At 72.3% G+C, this 15,368-nt stretch carries 16 protein-coding genes and 2 pseudogenes; 11 read left to right on the top strand and 7 right to left on the bottom strand.

Translation table 11 applies throughout. The annotated features are described in order from the left end of the window. Positions 1-84 precede the first annotated feature (84 nt). The 3 genes from ACFFF6_RS06795 (at position 85) to ACFFF6_RS06785 (ending at position 3,306) form a co-directional block, all read left to right on the top strand. On the top strand, positions 85-609 hold the full coding sequence (locus tag ACFFF6_RS06795) for a ferritin (RefSeq protein ID WP_376979404.1): 525 nt from the start codon (positions 85-87) through the stop codon (positions 607-609). A 257-nt stretch (positions 610-866) separates the two neighbouring features. After that, a complete protein-coding gene (locus tag ACFFF6_RS06790; RefSeq protein WP_376979402.1) occupies positions 867-2,516 on the top strand; it encodes an alkaline phosphatase D family protein in 1,650 nt (549 codons plus the stop codon). A gap of 40 nt (positions 2,517-2,556) precedes the next feature. Beyond that, the gene (locus ACFFF6_RS06785) at positions 2,557-3,306 is read left to right on the top strand and encodes a GntR family transcriptional regulator (protein WP_376979400.1); all 750 of its coding nucleotides are present in this window, start codon (positions 2,557-2,559) and stop codon (positions 3,304-3,306) included. Here the strand turns inward: ACFFF6_RS06785 and ACFFF6_RS06780 are convergent. Next, positions 3,257-3,949 (bottom strand): sugar isomerase domain-containing protein, encoded by a 693-nt coding sequence (locus tag ACFFF6_RS06780; protein WP_376979399.1) that lies wholly within the window; start codon positions 3,947-3,949, stop codon positions 3,257-3,259. The two genes, ACFFF6_RS06785 and ACFFF6_RS06780, sit on opposite strands and share 50 nt — an antisense overlap. Before the next feature lie 2 nt (positions 3,950-3,951). Continuing rightward, positions 3,952-5,703 (bottom strand): PTS ascorbate transporter subunit IIC, encoded by a 1,752-nt coding sequence (gene ulaA, locus ACFFF6_RS06775; protein ID WP_376979398.1) that lies wholly within the window; start codon positions 5,701-5,703, stop codon positions 3,952-3,954. Between the two features lie 202 nt (positions 5,704-5,905). On the opposite strand from ulaA, the gene ACFFF6_RS06770 reads away from it, so the two are divergent. Continuing rightward, the gene (locus ACFFF6_RS06770; RefSeq protein WP_376979396.1) at positions 5,906-6,355 is read left to right on the top strand and encodes a VOC family protein; all 450 of its coding nucleotides are present in this window, start codon (positions 5,906-5,908) and stop codon (positions 6,353-6,355) included. Between the two features lie 192 nt (positions 6,356-6,547). Beyond that, the gene (locus ACFFF6_RS06765; RefSeq protein WP_376979394.1) at positions 6,548-7,318 is read left to right on the top strand and encodes a TetR/AcrR family transcriptional regulator; all 771 of its coding nucleotides are present in this window, start codon (positions 6,548-6,550) and stop codon (positions 7,316-7,318) included. A 76-nt stretch (positions 7,319-7,394) separates the two neighbouring features. On the opposite strand, the gene ACFFF6_RS06760 is transcribed toward ACFFF6_RS06765, so the two are convergent. The 4 genes and pseudogenes from ACFFF6_RS06760 to ACFFF6_RS06750 form a co-directional block, all read right to left on the bottom strand. Beyond that, positions 7,395-7,592, bottom strand: coding sequence for a hypothetical protein (locus ACFFF6_RS06760; RefSeq protein WP_376979392.1), 198 nt, complete (start codon positions 7,590-7,592; stop codon positions 7,395-7,397). A gap of 97 nt (positions 7,593-7,689) precedes the next feature. Further along, positions 7,690-8,250, bottom strand: a complete 561-nt coding sequence (locus ACFFF6_RS06755; RefSeq protein WP_376979390.1) for a hypothetical protein — start codon at positions 8,248-8,250, stop codon at positions 7,690-7,692. Between the two features lie 242 nt (positions 8,251-8,492). Beyond that, positions 8,493-8,654, bottom strand: a pseudogene (locus ACFFF6_RS20000) (helix-turn-helix domain-containing protein); the annotation flags it as partial. 161 nt (positions 8,655-8,815) lie between these two features. Beyond that, positions 8,816-9,247 (bottom strand): WYL domain-containing protein, encoded by a 432-nt coding sequence (locus ACFFF6_RS06750; RefSeq protein WP_376979388.1) that lies wholly within the window; start codon positions 9,245-9,247, stop codon positions 8,816-8,818. Positions 9,248-9,257: 10 nt separating this feature from the next. On the opposite strand from ACFFF6_RS06750, the pseudogene ACFFF6_RS06745 reads away from it, so the two are divergent. The 3 genes and pseudogenes from ACFFF6_RS06745 to ACFFF6_RS06735 all read left to right on the top strand — a co-directional run. Further along, positions 9,258-9,344: pseudogene (locus tag ACFFF6_RS06745) on the top strand (RidA family protein); the annotation flags it as partial. Between the two features lie 107 nt (positions 9,345-9,451). Continuing rightward, the gene (locus ACFFF6_RS06740) at positions 9,452-10,525 is read left to right on the top strand and encodes an LLM class flavin-dependent oxidoreductase (protein ID WP_376979386.1); all 1,074 of its coding nucleotides are present in this window, start codon (positions 9,452-9,454) and stop codon (positions 10,523-10,525) included. A gap of 30 nt (positions 10,526-10,555) precedes the next feature. Next, complete coding sequence (locus ACFFF6_RS06735) at positions 10,556-11,473, top strand: exodeoxyribonuclease III (protein ID WP_376979384.1); 918 nt, start codon at positions 10,556-10,558, stop codon at positions 11,471-11,473. A gap of 8 nt (positions 11,474-11,481) precedes the next feature. Here ACFFF6_RS06735 and ACFFF6_RS06730 read toward each other — a convergent pair whose 3' ends face one another. After that, positions 11,482-12,702 (bottom strand): FAD-dependent oxidoreductase, encoded by a 1,221-nt coding sequence (locus tag ACFFF6_RS06730; protein ID WP_376979382.1) that lies wholly within the window; start codon positions 12,700-12,702, stop codon positions 11,482-11,484. A gap of 74 nt (positions 12,703-12,776) precedes the next feature. Here ACFFF6_RS06730 and ACFFF6_RS06725 point away from each other — a divergent pair, with 74 nt between their 5' ends. The 3 genes from ACFFF6_RS06725 (at position 12,777) to ACFFF6_RS06715 (ending at position 15,327) form a co-directional block, all read left to right on the top strand. Then, a complete protein-coding gene (locus tag ACFFF6_RS06725) occupies positions 12,777-13,379 on the top strand; it encodes a TetR/AcrR family transcriptional regulator (protein ID WP_376979380.1) in 603 nt (200 codons plus the stop codon). Between the two features lie 137 nt (positions 13,380-13,516). Continuing rightward, complete coding sequence (locus ACFFF6_RS06720) at positions 13,517-14,455, top strand: hypothetical protein (protein ID WP_376979378.1); 939 nt, start codon at positions 13,517-13,519, stop codon at positions 14,453-14,455. After that, entirely contained in the window at positions 14,446-15,327 is an 882-nt protein-coding gene (locus tag ACFFF6_RS06715) for an S-layer homology domain-containing protein (RefSeq protein WP_376979376.1), read from the top strand. The genes ACFFF6_RS06720 and ACFFF6_RS06715 overlap by 10 nt, the downstream gene beginning before the upstream one ends. Positions 15,328-15,368 lie beyond the last annotated feature (41 nt).

Raw genomic sequence — 15,368 nt, 5'->3', positions numbered from 1 at the left:
AAGGCTTTCCTTGCGTGACCTGCGAGAACAAGGAAAGCCTTGCCATGGGTGACAGCTCGCGGCAGCGGGTCTAGTGTCGAGGTCATGAAGCTCAGCAACGACCTTGAGAAGAAGTTCCAGGACCAGATCACCCTCGAGTTCGCCGCCTCGATCACCTACCGCCAGCTCGCGATCGAGGCCGACGAGCAGGACCTCCCCGGCATCGCCGCGTGGCTGCGTCACCAGGCCGATGAGGAGATCGTCCACGCCAACAAGTTCATCCAGCACGTCTCCGACCGCGGCAACCACGCGGCGATCGGGACGATCCACGCCCCGGAGGTCGCCCCGGGGCTGTCGGTCCTCGAGATCTTCGAGGCCTCGCTCGCGCACGAGCAGAAGGTCTCCGAGTCGATCCGCGAGCTGTACCGCAGCGCCGACAAGGAGGGCGACTACGACTCCCGCCCGCTGCTGAACTGGTTCGTCGACGAGCAGATCGAGGAGGAGGCCACCGTCTCCGAGATCATCGGCCGCGTGAAGCTCATCGGCGAGGACGGCTCCGGCATCCTCCGCCTCGACGCCGAGCTGGGCCGGCGCCCCGCCGGCGGCACCGAGGCCGACGACGAGGACTGATCGGCTCCGCTCCGGCCGGACCGAAGACTTCTGGAGCCTGAGCGACCGGGCGCGGAGGAACAGCCGCTTTCCCGCCCTCAGGCTCCAGAAGTCTCCGGTGGCTCCGAAGGTGGAGGCCGCCTCCATCGGTGGCGCATGGCGGCGCGGTGAACTCGCGGCGACGAGGCGGGACCGATGCGCCGCGACGGGCTGACACCGGCTCGCGAACGGGGCAGGGTGGTGTCCCCGCTCCCTCTCCCGAACAGGAACCTCTCCCCATGAGCGACCTCTCCGACGGCCTCCTCGGCCACGACGCCCCCGAGCCCACCCGCTTCATCGCCCCCGACCGCCGCGCGAACCTCGCCGCACAGCGCCGCATGAGCCGGCGCATCTTCACCGGCGCCACCCTCACCACCCTGGTGAGCGCGGGTGTGCTGGGTGCACTGCCCGCCGCGGCGGACGCCACCTGGAAGACGAAGGACCCCTTCACCCTCGGCATCGCCTCCGGGGACCCCACCAGCGACTCCGTCGTGCTGTGGACGCGGCTCGCCGTGGACCCGCATGCGCGCGACGGCCGCGGCGGCATGCCCGACCAGGCCGTGCCCGTGCACTGGGAGCTCGCGGCGGACGAGCAGTTCCGCCGAGTGCTCCGCCGCGGCACCGAGGTCGGCCGGCCGGAGGCCGCGCACAGCATCCACGTCGAGCTCGAGGGCCTGCCCGCGGGCACCGAGTTCTTCTACCGGTTCCGGACGGGCAAGCACGTGTCCCCGGCCGGACGGACCCTGACGACCCCTGCCGCGGGCGAGACCCGGAACCTGCGCATGGTGCACCTGTCCTGCTCGCATTGGGAGGGCGGCTGGTTCACGGCCTACCGCCGGGCCGCCGAGGACCGTCCCGACCTCGTGTTCGGCCTGGGCGACTACATCTACGAGGGAGCACCCAAGGACGGCGGCGTCCGCCGCCACCCGGGGACGACCTGCACGACCCTCGAGGACTACCGTCTGCGCTACGCGACCTACAAGACGGACCCGGACCTGCAGCTCCTGCATCGGACGGCGCCGTGGATCCTCACCTGGGACGACCACGAGATCCAGGACAACTGGGCCGGCATCTACCCCAAGGACGGGGTGCCGACCGATGCGTGGATCGCCCGCAAGATCGCGGCCGAGCAGGCGTACTACGAGAACATGCCGCTGCGCCGCACGAGCGCTCCCTCCGGCGGCAGCATCCAGCTGTTCCGCCGGCTCTCCTGGGGCGACCTCGCGACCTTCCACGTCCTGGACACCCGCCAGTACCGGGACCTCCAAGCCTGCCACGACGGCGGGAAGACCTGGTGGTTCACCGACTGCGCGGAGCAGGCCGACCCCTCGCGCACCATCCTCGGCGAGAGGCAGGAGGCGTGGCTCCTCGAGGGGATGACGCAGTCCCCCGCGACCTGGCAGCTGCTCGCGCAGAGCGTCTTCTTCGCCAAGCGCGACAACGCCGCCGGTCCCACCACGACGCTCAGCTCCGACGGCTGGGACGGCTACCGCGCCGACCGCGACACCCTCGTGCGGGCGTGGTCGGAGCGGGGGATCGCGAACCCGGTGGTGCTCACCGGGGACGTCCACGTCCACTTCGCCAACGAGCTCAAGGCCGACTTCTGGGAGCCGGACTCCCCCACGGTCGGCGTCGAGCTCGTCGCCACCTCGATCACCTCCGGCGGCGACGGCTCCGACACGGTCAAGGGCGAGGAGACGGTGTACGCGGAGAACCCGCACATCAAGTACATCCGCGGGCGCCGCGGCTACGTCCTGTCGGAGTACTCGACGACGGAGCTGCGCGTCGACTACAAGACCGTCTCCGCGGTGACCACGCCCGATGCCCCGGTGAGCATCGACCGCACCTTCCTCGTGCCGGCCGGGGAGCCGGGGCTGCACGAGGGATGAGCGGGCCCGGCCGCCGGGAGGGGCGTGCGAAGATCGCTCCATGACCGAGCGATCCAAGTTCATGACCCTCGTGGACGCGCTGCGCCGGCAGATCGAGGAGCTCCCGGTCGGGGCGCCCGTCCCGAGCGAGCGTGCCCTGGCCGCGGAGTCCGGGGTCTCGCGGATGACGGCTCGGCGCGCCCTGGACGAGCTCACGCGGGAGGGTCGGCTCGTGCGCGAGGTGGGCCGGGGCTCGTTCGTGGCACGGCCCGCGGTCAGCCTGCCGCTGCACCTGACGGGGTTCACCGAGGACATGGCCGCCCGCGACATCGCGGCGTCCTCGCGGGTGCTGCGCCTGGCCGAGGAGCCCGCTGACACGCCGACGGCCGCGGCCCTCGGCCTCCCGGACGGCGCCCCCGTGGTGAGGCTGGACCGCGTCCGTCTCGCGGACGGCCGACCGATGGCCATCGAGCGGACCGCGCTGGACGCCGATGTCGTCCCGGGGCTGGCGGAGGTCGATTTCTCCACCGCCTCCCTCTACCGCGTCCTCGAGGTGCGGTACGGGATCGTGTTCGATGCCGGGGAGCAGACGATCCGCGCCGGGATCATCGACCCGGAGGCCGCGCGGGAGCTCGAGGTCGAGGCGGGCAGCGCCGTCCTGGAGCTGCTGCGCGTCTCCGGGGCGGGCGGGCGCAGCATCGAGCGGACCGTCTCGACCTATCCGGGGGACCGCTTCGAGCTGTCCGCGCGGATCGCGCCGGTCACAGCTCCGGGATCTGCGGTGCGTAGCGCTCTACGAGCGAGGAGTTGACCTCGTCGTTGCCCTCCATGTTGGCGCTGAGCCAGCGGGGCGCATCCGGCCAGATCTCGTCGACCCGGCGCAGGACCGCGGTCCACAGCGCCGTCGTCAGGAGCGTCGAGGCGGGCGCCGTCACCGGATTCTGCGGCGGCCAGGTCACGTCCCCGGGCGGGACCGCGGTGTCCAGGACGACATCGGCGAGCTCGTAGAGCCGCTCGCCGGCACGAGGCGGGGCGGCCGCACTCGCAGCGGTCGAGGTCATGGCGATGACGCGGGCGCCTGCCGCGCGGGCGTGCCGGGCGATCTCGACCGGGTAGGGGTTGATGCCGGAGGTCGAGATGACCAGCACCGTGTCCTGGGCTGCGAGACCCGCGTCCTCGGCGACCCGCCGTCCGAGCCCGGGCTCCCGCTCCGCGGCCGTGGAGGCCAGCGCCCCGGCCAGCGGCAGGACCCGCGGGTCCCACAGCGGACGGACGAAGGCCAGCCCGCCGGCGCGGAAGAAGGTCTCCATCACGGCCGCGAGGGAGTGCCCGGCCCCGGCCGCGTAGAGCAGGCCTCCGTCGCGGCCGGAGCGGACGATCGCGGCGGCCGCGGCCTCGATCGTCTCGCGGTTCTGCGCCGCGGTCCGCGTGATCATGCCGGTCAGGTCGTCCATCCTCAGCTCTCCTTCACCGTGAGCGCCTCCACCAGGCGCTGCTTCACGTGGGCCACGTCCACGAAGTTCTCGATCGCCACCATGGTCGGCGCGATCTCGCCGAGCTCCCCGAGGTAGGTGGCCTGGGCGATCACGACGTCCGGCGACTCGGACCGTGCCGATCCCACGTCCGCGTGGCGCACCCGTGCGGGGATCTCCATCTGCGCGAGCGCCTTCTCCGCCGTGGTCCGCAGGATCAGGCTCGATCCCATCCCTGCGCCGCACACCGCGAGCACGTCCAGGGGCTCGGTCCGACCGCGGAGCTCGAGGGGGAGGCCGACCTCGGCGTCCTCCTCGGTCGGGATCGGGTCCAGGGCACGGGCGGCGGCCGGCGCCCGCCGTCCGAGGATCACCAGGACAAGCACGGTGCCGACGAGGGCGGCGAGCGGGAGCACCCAGATCGCCGCTGCACCCAGCGGTGCGAGCAGGGAGCCCAGGCCGATGAGCAGCCAGCCGACCGCGTACCAGTCGGAGTCCGCGAGGGTCGCGAGCTCGGGGGCGGTGCCCGCGTAGAGGCCCCAGCCGATGGCCTGGCCGATCGCCAGGACCAGCCCGTTGAGCACGCCGCCGAAGATGGCGCCGCGCCAGCCGGCGACCGCGTTGCCGAACACGCCGCCGGCGCCGCCGCCGAAGAACAGCATGATCATCGGCGGGACGAGAACGAACCAGCCGGTGGCGGCGAAGATACCCATGAGCACCAGGATCACGGCCGTGGAGGCGAGGAAGCCGATCATCACGGACGTCGGGGCGCGGGTGAAGGCCACCGGGAGGTCCAGCGCGGGCTTGGCGCCGGGCAGAGCCTTCTCCGAGAGCCCCTTGAAGGCCGGGACGATCTCCGCGAGGAACATGCGCACGCCGAACAGGAGGATCGCGATGCCGGCGGCGAAGCGCAGGGCCTGCAGGATCGCCCAGACCCAGGGGAGGATCGCGGCTCCCGCCATCTGCTCCTCGACCACGGATGCGTCGGCGAAGAGGATCGCGATCAGCATGATCAGCCCGATGACCGTGGCGGTGGAGACGTTGATGTCCTTGAAGAAGGAGACCGGCTTGGGCAGCTTCACCTTCTCGGAGTCGTGGACCTGCGCATCGCCCAGGCGCAGCGCCCGGGCGCCGTAGCCGGAGGCGATCGCGATGAGCGAGTCGGTGTGGCCGAGGCCCACCTCGTCGTTGCCCATGACCTTGCGCATGAGAGGACCGCTCCACAGCGGCTGGAGCACCCAGTAGCAGCCGATGAGGATCGAGCCGACGCCGGCGAGGACCCAGCGGTTCACGTCGCCGAAGGCCTCGACGAGGGAGGCGGCGATGACGACGCTCATCCAGTACATGAGGTGCCCGGTGAGGTAGACGAACCGGGCCGCGGGGAAGATGCGGACCAGGATCAGGTGGACGACGAAGCCGCCCGCGATGATGAGCGGGACGACGGAGCCCGGGCCGGCCGTGAAGTCGGCGAGGGTGGAGCTGGACTGCGGGGCCTGGAGGCCCATGGCGCTCGAGACGATCGCCTGGAAGGCGGCGAGGCCGCCGACGAAGATCTCGACGCCGATGTTCAGGATGACCACGCCGATGGTGGCCCGGAGCGTCCCGGCGACGACCTCGTCGACAGGTCTGCGCTGCAGGATCAGTCCGATCAGCGCGATCAGGCCGATCAGGATCGATACCTGGCCGAACAGGTTGTCCGTCACGAGGCGGACGACGTCCTCGAAGGTTCCCATCATGGTCCTCCCGGTCCGGGCGGCCGAGGCGGGCCGCCGTCTGCCCGGAATGGTATAGCCCACTTGGGGTGAGGGCAACAGACGGTCGGTCGGCTGGACCTCGCGGCCGTGCTCCCGAGGGGGTTTCGTCCGGGGGTGGCGCGTGCCACACTGAGCCCGCGCGGCAACCCCGCCGCGCCCGGCAGCACCATCCAGGGAGATCCCCATGCCCGCACCGCAGTTCAGCCCCTACATCAGCTTCCCCGGCAACGCGGCCGAGGCCTTCTCGTACTACCACGAGATCTTCGGCGGCGAGCTCGACATCATGAAGTACGACGACTTCCCCGACCTCTCCGGCTTCCCCTTCGCTCCGCCCGCCGGCGCGGTCGCCCACGCCCAGCTCCACGGCGGGCTCGTGACCCTCGCGGGCGGGGACGGCATCTCGACGGACGGCTCCGAGCTGCCCGCCATCACCAACGACGTGTACTCCTTCCTCATCGGCCTGGACACGGTCGAGGACGCGCACGCCCTGATCGAGAAGCTCACCGCGAGCGGCGCGAGCATCTCCATGCCCTTCGAGCTCGCCCCCTGGGGCGACCACTACGGGCAGGTGACCGACCGCTTCGGCGTCATGTGGGCGCTCGTGGTGGGAGGCTCCGGCGCGCCCTCGAGCTGACCGAGGCTCGACCTCGGCCCGCGGCTGCGGCGGACGCGCATCCTGCGCCTCCGCCGCAGCCGTTCGTCCGTATGTGCTGACCTGCGATAATATCGACCTATAGTGGTACACACACCGATCGGTATACCCTTCTGCGACATCCCGAGCTGGGAGGAACGGCCGCGCGGGCGAGACCGACGGGACGGGAGGCAGATGAGCATCGAGCTGCAGCCGTCCGTCCCCGCACCGGGCCCCAGCACCGCGGCGGGCGAGGCGATCCTCGACGCGGCATCGGCGCTGTTCTCCTCCCGCGGCATCGCGGCGACCGGCGTGGACCTCATCGCCGCCCGCGCGGGTGTCACCAAGCGCACGCTCTACCAGCGCTTCGGCTCGAAGGAGGCGCTGCTCGCCGACTGCCTGCGACGGCGCATGCACGCCTGGCAAGCGCACGTGCTCGACGAGCTCGACGCGGCTCCGGCCATGCCGCCCGCCCTCGCGATCCGCACCGTCTTCGCAGCGGCCCGGGACTGGACGCGGGATCCGCGGCGAGGGTGCAGCTTCCTCGCCGCCTGGCCCGAGGTCGCCGTCTCCCCCGGGGATGCCGCCACCCTCGTCCGGCAGGAAGAGGCGTGGATGCGGTCCCTGTTCACGGTGCTCACCGGCGACGCGGCGACCGGCGAGCTCGTCCACCAGCTCTACGCCGGAGCCCAGATCTGCGCGGCGATCGACGACGATCCCGACGCCATGGATCGCGCGGCCGATGCCGCGGCGCATATCGTCCGGGGAGCCCGCGAGCGGGCGTCGGCGTCCGCATCTGACGGACCGGCCGGCGACGGCAGGCGTGGAGCCGCGGCGCCGGAGATCGGCGACGCCACGCAGTACATCTCGCCCATGCCGCTGCTGTCCGCGATCGCGGCCCGGACGCAGCACATCGAGGTCGGCGCCGGTGCGATCGAGATTCGCCAGCACATCTCTGGGTTGTGACACCGGTGCCCGAGCAGCTGAGACATGGGGAGGGCCCTTCGGAGCACCTGCTCCGAAGGGCCCCGCAGCCCCTCGGCTACCGCCCCCGTCGCTGCAGCTTCTCCCTGCGGGACCGGACGGCCTTCATCGCTCCACCGAGGAGGAATAAGAGCCCCGCAACGAGAGTGACGCCGCCGAAGAAACTGCTCTGCTCGAGGACGATGGATCCCAGAGTCACGTCGCCCGCGAGCAACCATGTGCCCAGGATGAACATGACGAAGCCGAGGAAGGTCACGCCCGACGCCTCACCAAGAAAGCCAGTCTGTCGATTTCCTCTCGAACCCACGGGAACCTCCATCCATCGCACGAGAAGCAGTCTATATCAGAGCGACTCACAAGCCGCAGGCCTGGAGCGCCGCGACTCCCGTCAGCTCCTTGGCGAGGTCGATGAGCTCCTTCTCCACAGTACGACCAGCGATGCCACGCGCACCCATGAAAATACGCGCAACGAGCTTCGGGCCGTACTTCGCCGTGAGTTTGCCGAGCCGCCAAGCCAACCTCGCGACCCGCGCGGCGGGGAACACGGTCATTGCGACGAACCCAGCGATCGCGGCCGCACACAGCGCGACCTCGGAGACCGAGGCGGCCTGGACCTGGGGTGCGCCATCTCCGCCGGAGGACATCTCCTTGTCGAGCGCGGCCCCCGCCGTCGACAGCTCACGGAGCTTCTCTTCGTCGAAGGTGTAGCCGACGACGTTGCCTTCGCCATCGAGCACCTCATAGATCTTCGTACCATCCTCGTCGGTCTCAGCCACCGATCCCCGCTTCATCCCCACGGGAAGCGCCGTCTTGGGCTGTTCCGCGAGCGCCGCCCCACCGCCCGCCACGACCGCAGGCACTGCGACGCACGCAGCAATCAGTGCGCGGCGACCAAGCATTGAATTCTTCAACATTGAGTTCCCCTCTGATTCAGGATGGAGAGGTGCGTTGGCCTGCACCCCCTCATCAACCTATGAACGGGGTGTCGCGGTTCACCACGCACCTGGGTCCCGTTCTCGGGGCTGCTGTCACCGCTCTCCGCGACCGAGGTCCCAGCACCATGGAACTCCGGTCCCAGAGGGAGTCCAACGTTGGTAGCGTCGATGTACGATGAAAGTCTGAGGAGATCGGCTGCCGGACCGTCGCGCCGTTAGCAGTTCACCCACCTCGACAAGGCCGCGCGAGAGATACGGAACTCGGCTGCGACGTGCGCGATCGGCTGACCTCGATCAAGGACTTCCTCGACCGCGTGACGTCTTCCGACCAGGGCCAGCGGGGCGTAGGCGTGGGTCTTGGAACGGGTCCCCTGCTGCGAGATGGATGCTTCAACACCCACTATCGTGTTCGCGGCGATCAGCAGGGACGAGGCCGCGGGGCGCATCATGAGCTGCCGTACAGAGCCACGAGTTCGCAAGCGCGCCCATGCAGAGCCGCCCTGAGAGAGCCGGGCGTCAGCACCTCGGCGTCCAGGTCGAGCTGTCATACGGCCCAGACCGCGTGCCACAGGTCCTCGAAGGTCACCTCGAGACGCACCCAGCCATCCGGCTCCGCCTCCTCGCCGCGGACGGCCCGCGCCATGTCCCGCAGCTCCTCCCGGCGCGATCGCCTGACGCGGAGGATCACGGGGATGTGGTCGCTCGAGAGGAACTGCGCGCAGCGCTCGGCCCAGATGCGGTCGAGGTCGACCTGTGCGGGGCGCTGCGCCGGATCGGGAAGCATCTTCGCGCTCAGCACGCGCGACAGCCGGTAGGCGCGGTCCTCCCCGGACCTGGTGGCGAGCAGATAGGTACGACCGCGCACGGCGACCAGTCCGATCGGGCCGACGGTTCGTGACGTCGGCGTCGCCTCGGGGGCGGCGTAGCGGAAGCGGAGCCGGTGCCCGGCGAGGACGACTCGACAGACCTCGCTCATCACTCCCGACGTCGCCCCCACCACCACGATGCTCGGGGTCGCCCGCCTGGCGATCCCCGGCCAGATGGTGGAGCTCGAAGGAACCGCCGTCGCGTGAGGCGACAGCGCTGACGGGGACCGCTGCTCGCAGGATCGGTCTGATGCGAGCAGCGGCCCCGAGGCAAGTGGTGCAATATTCAACCACCTGCTAGCGTTGGGCTCATCATGAGAGCCTTCGGATTCCTGAGCTTCGGCCATTACGGCAACGGCGGGGGCGTGCGCGGCGTCGACGCCCGTCAGATGCTGCACGACGCGATCGACATCGCCCAGGGCGCGGACGACCTGGGCGTCAACGGCGCCTACTTCCGCGTCCACCACTTCGCCACGCAGTCCGCCTCGCCCATGCCGCTGCTGTCCGCGATCGCGGCCCGCACGCAGCGCATCGAGGTCGGCACCGGGGTGATCGACATGCGCTACGAGAACCCCCTCTACCTCGCGGAGGAGGCCGCGGCACTCGACCTCATCGCCGACGGCAGGGTCGCCCTCGGCGTCTCCCGCGGGAGCCCCGAGCCCGCCGACCGCGGCTGGGAGGCCTTCGGCTACACCGGCTCCACCGACCCGCGCGGCGCGGACATCGCCCGCGAGAAGTTCGAGGTCTTCCTCGAGGCCGTGCGCGGCAGGCCGATGGCCCGCGCCGCCCAGTCCCCGTACGGGGCGCCTGTCGCTCCGGGTGCGGGGCTGCGCATCGAACCCCACTCCCCCGGCCTGATCGACCGGATCTGGTGGGGCGCGGGATCCCGCGACAGCGCCGAGCAGGTGGGCCGCCAGGGCCTGAACCTCATGAGCTCGACCCTCCTCACCGAGGCGACCGGCGACTCCTTCGGCGAGCTCCAGCGCGAGCAGATCGACCGCTTCCGCGCCGCCTACCGGGAGGCCGGCCACACCGGCAGCCCGCGCGTGTCGATCTCCCGCAGCATCTTCCCCGTGGTCACCGGGGAGGACCGTCTGCTGTTCGGCATGCGCCCGGGCGAGGCCTCCGACCAGATCGGCATCATCGACGGGATGCGCTCGACCTTCGGCCGCACCTACACCGGCGAGCCCGACCAGCTCATCACCCAGCTGCAGGCCGACCCCGCGGTCGAGGCCGCGGACACCCTCATGCTCACGATCCCCTCGCAGATGGGCGTCGCGCTGAACCTGCGCATCCTCCAGAACGTCGCCGAGCACGTCGCCCCGGCGCTCGGCTGGAAGCCGAGCACGGAGGGGCCCGTCCAGGGCGACCCGGTCGGCGCGAGCTGATCGCCAGGCGCTGATCGCTAGGCTCGCAGGATGCTCCGCATCGCGACCGCCAACGTCAACGGGATCCGTGCGGCGCTGCGCCGCGGCTTCGGCGACTGGCTCGCCGGGCGCGACTGCGACGCGGTCGCGCTCCAGGAGATCCGCGCCCAGCCCGCGAAGATCCCGGACGGCGCCTTCGGCGACTTCCACGTCACCCTCGACGCTGGGAACCTGCCGGGCCGCAACGGGGTCGCGGTGCTCACCCGCCGACCGCCTGCGGCGGTGCGCACCTGGGCCGGGAGCGCCCTGCTCGGCGACCCCTCCGGGCCGATGCGAGAGATCCCGGCCCCGGACCGGACCCCGCTCGCGCGCGGGCTCGGCCCCTTCGCCTCCCAGGGTCGATATCTCGAGGTCGATCTCGCCGACGCCCCTCTCACCCTCGCCTGCCTCTACCTGCCCAAGGGCGGCCTCCCCGCGCATCTGCAGCGCCCCGAGCGGATGCGGGAGGCCCCCGACGGAGGGGCCCGCTACGCGCGGAAGATGCGCTTCCTGGACGGCTTCGCCCGGTACCTGACGCGCACCCGGCGCGCGGCGGCGCGCGAGGGTCGCGAGCTCCTCCTGATGGGCGACCTGAACATCGCCCACCAGGAGCTGGACCTCGCCGCCTGGCGGCGCAACCAGCAGACCGACGGCTTCCTGCCCGAGGAGCGGGCCTGGCTGGGCGCGCAGCTGTCCCCGCGCACGCTCGTCGACGTGGTGCGCCATCTCCACCCGGGCGAGAACGGACCATACTCGTGGTGGTCGTGGCTGGGGCGATCCTTCGCGGAGGATGCCGGCTGGCGGATCGACTACCACCTGGCGACGCCGCGCCTGGCCCGCAGCGCGATGCGCGCCGTGGTGGACCGGGACCATGCCGGGACCCGGCTGGCGGACCACTCCCCCGTCGTCGTGGACTACGACTGGGGCTGAGAAGGCGGTCAGCGTCCGGCGAGCGCCGCCCGGGCGATCGCATCGGGATCGGGGCGGTCCTCGAGCAGGCGGAGGATCGGCCCCAGGGCGGCGCGCACGGACATCCGGCGCAGGACGGCCTCGCGGGCGAGGGCGAGCAGCCTCCCGCGGCGGAACATGAGGCGGGCGAGGGTGCGAGAGGTCGCCTGGGCGGATTCGATGCGGGGGCGCTGCGCGTCCTCCCAGGCGCCGAGCAGCCGCGGAAGCGTGTCGCGATCCGCATGGTCGAGGATGCGGGCGAGCACCCATGCGGATTCGACCGCCATGCCCGCGCCGAGCCCGGCCGTGGGCAGGAAGCCGGCGGCGGCGTCGCCCAGCAGCACCCCTCCCGGCAGCACCCAGCGCGGGGAGCGGGCATCGTCCAGGTGCCACAGGTACGGCGCAGGGTCCGCGAGGACCGCCTCGAGCGCGGCGTCCAGGCGCTCGCCCCGTTGCGGCACACGGCGGCGGAACTGCGCGACGAAGGCGTCCGGCCCGGCCTCGAGCGCTGCGTCGGGACCGCCCAGGAACACGCCCAGGCGATCCTTCACGGGATAGACGCCCAGGAAGGAGCCGTCGCCCCACAGCTCCTCGCCGAGGGTGGGATCGCCGGCGTCATCGGCCCAGGCGACCCAGCCGGACCAGCCGGTGCGCACCCTCTGGACCTCTCCCGGGAGGAGCAGCTCGCGCATGCGCGAGCGCATCCCGTCGGCGCCGACCACCAGATGGAACTCCGCCTCGGCCCCGGTGTCGAAGCGGACGCGGGTCATCTCGGCGCGACGGGAGAGCGCGGCGACGGTGACAGGGCTGCTCACGGGGCAGCCGTCCCCCGCGAGGACGTCCAGGAGCGCGCCGCGGGAGATGCCGCGGTAGTCGCCGTGGACGTTGAGCAGCTCGCCCAGGTCGTCGGTGCGCACCTCCGCCCCGCGGTGGGAGCGGAAGCGGTAGCCGCCCAGCGGGGTGCTCGCGGCGCGGTAGGCGTCGACGGCGCCGAGATCGCGGATCGCGGCGTCGACGCCGGGCATGAGGGCGAGCATGTACCCGGGATGGGCGCGCACGTCGACGCGGTCGACGAGCACGGGGTGGAGGCCCTGACGGCGCAGCAGCTGCGCGAGGGCGACGCCGGCGACGCCGGCACCGACGACGAGCACGCGCAGGCGGTCCTGCTGCTGGGCGGCGAGCTGGTGGGCGAGCGGGGCGTCGTCGATCATGGGACCTCCTGTGGACCATCCGGTCCACTCGACGATACCCTGATTGGACCACCTGGTCCAGTAGGGTGGTCGACATGAGCACCGACCCGTTCCGCGGTCCCCACCGCCGAGCCCTCCTCGAGGCGACCGTCGCGGAGTTCTCCGCAGCCGGATACGACGGCGCCTCGCTGAACCGCATCATCCGCGCCGCCGGGATCTCGAAGAGCTCCTTCTACCACGCGATCGGCTCCAAGGCGGAGCTGCTCGATGCCGTCGTGACCAGCCTCGTCGCCGAGGTCCGGGGCCGTTGGACGCCGCCGGCCCCCGCGAGCCTCGCCGGCCCCGGCTTCTGGGACCGGGTCGAGGACATGCTCGACGACCTCGCGCGCCTCACCGCCGAGGACCCGGCCCTCGCCCTGCTGGGACGGATCATCTACCTGCCCGGCGCGTCCGCCCCCGATGCCCGCACCGCGCTGCTCGAGTCGCTGCGCGCCTGGGTGCTGGGCGCCCTCGAGGCCGGGCGCTCCTGCGGCGCGATCTCCACCGACCTCCCGGCGCCGCTGCAGGGCGCCGCCGCCTTCGGCATGCTCCGCGGCCTCGACGAACGAGCCCTCGGTCAGGACGGCGCCGGCGAGGACGACCGGGATCAGCTGCGGCGCGCCCCGTCGCTGCTGCTGCGCCGGATGCTCGCGCCCTGACCGGTGACGGACGCGACGCGGATTCCTCGCGTCGCTCCGCGTCCTGCGGGCCTCGGCCGTCTACGGTATGAACTGCGGGGACGCCCCTCGCGACCTCCCCTGCCACTCCCGCCCCGAACACCGCGGAAGGATCCAGCATGCCGCCTCAGCCCGCGGGCCCCGTCCTCACGGAGGGCGGCACCTCGGGAACGAGCACCGGCACGGCATCGGGCCGCGACTTCTTCGCGCTTCCCCGGCAGATGCGTGCCCTCACCTGCTGGGGCTCCTCCTCGATGGCCTACGGCCGAGCCGAGGAGGGCACGCCGCTGACGGTCCGGCTCTCCGACCGCCTCGCCCTGGCCCTCGCCCCCGCGACGGTCGCCAACCACGCCGTCGGCGCCACCCTCAGCGTGCACACGATGCTGCAGCGCGGCCTCGAGACCCCGCGGGCGACCCCGGCCGCGGAGACGACCGGACGGGTGCGGATCGCCCTCGAGCCCGGGATCGGCGCCGTGGACGGCATCGAGTTCCCCGCGGACATCGCCGGCGTCGACGGACAGGTGCGCACCCTGGACGGCGCCTGGACCTTCGAGCCCCAGGACCCCTCCGCCGTCACCCCCGCCGGCACGCTCACCTCGCATCTGGGCGCGCAGGCCGCCGGCAGCCGGCAGCTGCTGTGGATCGGCAAGAACAACATCCGCGACACCGCCACGGTCCTCGCGCACACCCAGGCGATCTGGGACGCGGCCGACGTCCCTGAGGAGGACAGCCTGGTCCTGGGCCAGTGGGCGACGCCCGCGGACCCGGTCGGATCCGACACGGGCGAGGCCCTCGCGGCCGTCAACGCGGAGCAGGCCTCCCGATACGACCGGCACTTCCTGGACCTCGCCGGCGCCTTCGCGGATCCCGCGGCCCTCTCCCGGGGTCCGGTCGCGCCGCTGCGCATCATGGAGCAGGCCGCCACCCACGACGCCCTCGCGCAGGGGATCACCCCGCCCGCCCTCGTCGGCAGCGACGACATCCATCTCAACGGCTGGGGGAACCTGTTCGTGCTCGACCTGCTCCTGCAGCGGATGAAGGAGCTGGGATGGCTGTGATGCGCCGGCCCGTCCCGCCGCGGATCCCGGGCACGGACCCCACGGCGCGATCCCGGGCGGCCGAGGCAGCCGCGCCGCCCGCGGCCCCGCGCTCCGGGACGCGGATCAGCCGTCGCCTGGCCGCCGCCGGGATCGGCGCCGCCGCCCTGCTCCCCCTGGGCGGCGTGGTCGCCGCCGCCCTCCACGGAAGCACCCGCGCCCCGCAGCCGGCCCCCCGCCCGACGTCCGCCCCTCGCACCGCGGAAGCCCCGACGCCGACCCCGGACCCGCCGATGTTCTCCGACGTGGGCGAGGACCATCCCGCCCGGGAGGCGATCGAGTGGGCCGCCGAGGAGGGCCTCGTCCCCGGTGGCGAGGACGGGATCTTCGCGCCCGACGGTGCCGCTGTCCGCGGGACCCTCGCCCTGGCCCTGCACCGCTTCGCCGGCGCCCCGGAGACCTCCCTGGAGACACCCGTGTTCACGGACCTTCCGGACGGCGAGGAGGGGCAGGCCCTGCAGTGGACCGGCACCCGCGGGATCCTCTGGGGAGATGCGGACCTCGCCGTGCACGGCGAGCGGGAGCTGTCGCGCCAGGACCTGGCCGCCGCGCTCATGTCCGCCTTCTCCGGCGGGCTCGTCGCGGCGGGCCGCGCCGTCGATCCCGCCTCCGCGGCGGCCTTCGAGGACGTCCCGGCCGATGATCCCGCGACCCTCCCGCTGCGCTGGGCGAGCGCCGCCGGAGCCCTCGAGCGCAGTCGGATCGCCTCCGACGGCACCCAGCTCGTGAACGCGATGGACCCCGCCCCGGACGTCCTCGTGCCCGACCGTGCCGCCACCCGGGCCGAGCTCGCCGTCGCTCTGCACGCCATGCAGGAGCTGCTGACGGGCTGAGCCGAGGGCGCCCGCGGCGACCCGCCCGGAGAAGCGGGCGC

This window comes from Brachybacterium hainanense, from assembly GCF_042434575.1.
In the GTDB taxonomy this organism is placed as follows: Bacteria; Actinomycetota; Actinomycetes; order Actinomycetales; family Dermabacteraceae; genus Brachybacterium; species Brachybacterium hainanense.
Note: the sequence above shows the minus strand (reverse complement) of the source record. Positions and strands in the feature narration are given on the sequence as shown.

What these genes read in the sequence shown, in the direction of transcription:
- ACFFF6_RS06720 (WP_376979378.1), top strand. Translation starts at nt 13,517, where the DNA reads ATGCCGCCTCAGCCCGCGGGCCCCGTCCTCACGGAGGGCGGCACCTCG.
- ulaA (WP_376979398.1), bottom strand. Translation starts at nt 5,703, where the DNA reads ATGATGGGAACCTTCGAGGACGTCGTCCGCCTCGTGACGGACAACCTG.
- ACFFF6_RS06785 (WP_376979400.1), top strand. Translation starts at nt 2,557, where the DNA reads ATGACCGAGCGATCCAAGTTCATGACCCTCGTGGACGCGCTGCGCCGG.
- ACFFF6_RS06755 (WP_376979390.1), bottom strand. Translation starts at nt 8,250, where the DNA reads ATGTTGAAGAATTCAATGCTTGGTCGCCGCGCACTGATTGCTGCGTGC.
- ACFFF6_RS06735 (WP_376979384.1), top strand. Translation starts at nt 10,556, where the DNA reads ATGCTCCGCATCGCGACCGCCAACGTCAACGGGATCCGTGCGGCGCTG.
- ACFFF6_RS06780 (WP_376979399.1), bottom strand. Translation starts at nt 3,949, where the DNA reads ATGGACGACCTGACCGGCATGATCACGCGGACCGCGGCGCAGAACCGC.
- ACFFF6_RS06765 (WP_376979394.1), top strand. Translation starts at nt 6,548, where the DNA reads ATGAGCATCGAGCTGCAGCCGTCCGTCCCCGCACCGGGCCCCAGCACC.
- ACFFF6_RS06715 (WP_376979376.1), top strand. Translation starts at nt 14,446, where the DNA reads ATGGCTGTGATGCGCCGGCCCGTCCCGCCGCGGATCCCGGGCACGGAC.
- ACFFF6_RS06730 (WP_376979382.1), bottom strand. Translation starts at nt 12,702, where the DNA reads ATGATCGACGACGCCCCGCTCGCCCACCAGCTCGCCGCCCAGCAGCAG.
- ACFFF6_RS06795 (WP_376979404.1), top strand. Translation starts at nt 85, where the DNA reads ATGAAGCTCAGCAACGACCTTGAGAAGAAGTTCCAGGACCAGATCACC.
- ACFFF6_RS06740 (WP_376979386.1), top strand. Translation starts at nt 9,452, where the DNA reads ATGAGAGCCTTCGGATTCCTGAGCTTCGGCCATTACGGCAACGGCGGG.
- ACFFF6_RS06770 (WP_376979396.1), top strand. Translation starts at nt 5,906, where the DNA reads ATGCCCGCACCGCAGTTCAGCCCCTACATCAGCTTCCCCGGCAACGCG.
- ACFFF6_RS06750 (WP_376979388.1), bottom strand. Translation starts at nt 9,247, where the DNA reads ATGAGCGAGGTCTGTCGAGTCGTCCTCGCCGGGCACCGGCTCCGCTTC.
- ACFFF6_RS06790 (WP_376979402.1), top strand. Translation starts at nt 867, where the DNA reads ATGAGCGACCTCTCCGACGGCCTCCTCGGCCACGACGCCCCCGAGCCC.
- ACFFF6_RS06725 (WP_376979380.1), top strand. Translation starts at nt 12,777, where the DNA reads ATGAGCACCGACCCGTTCCGCGGTCCCCACCGCCGAGCCCTCCTCGAG.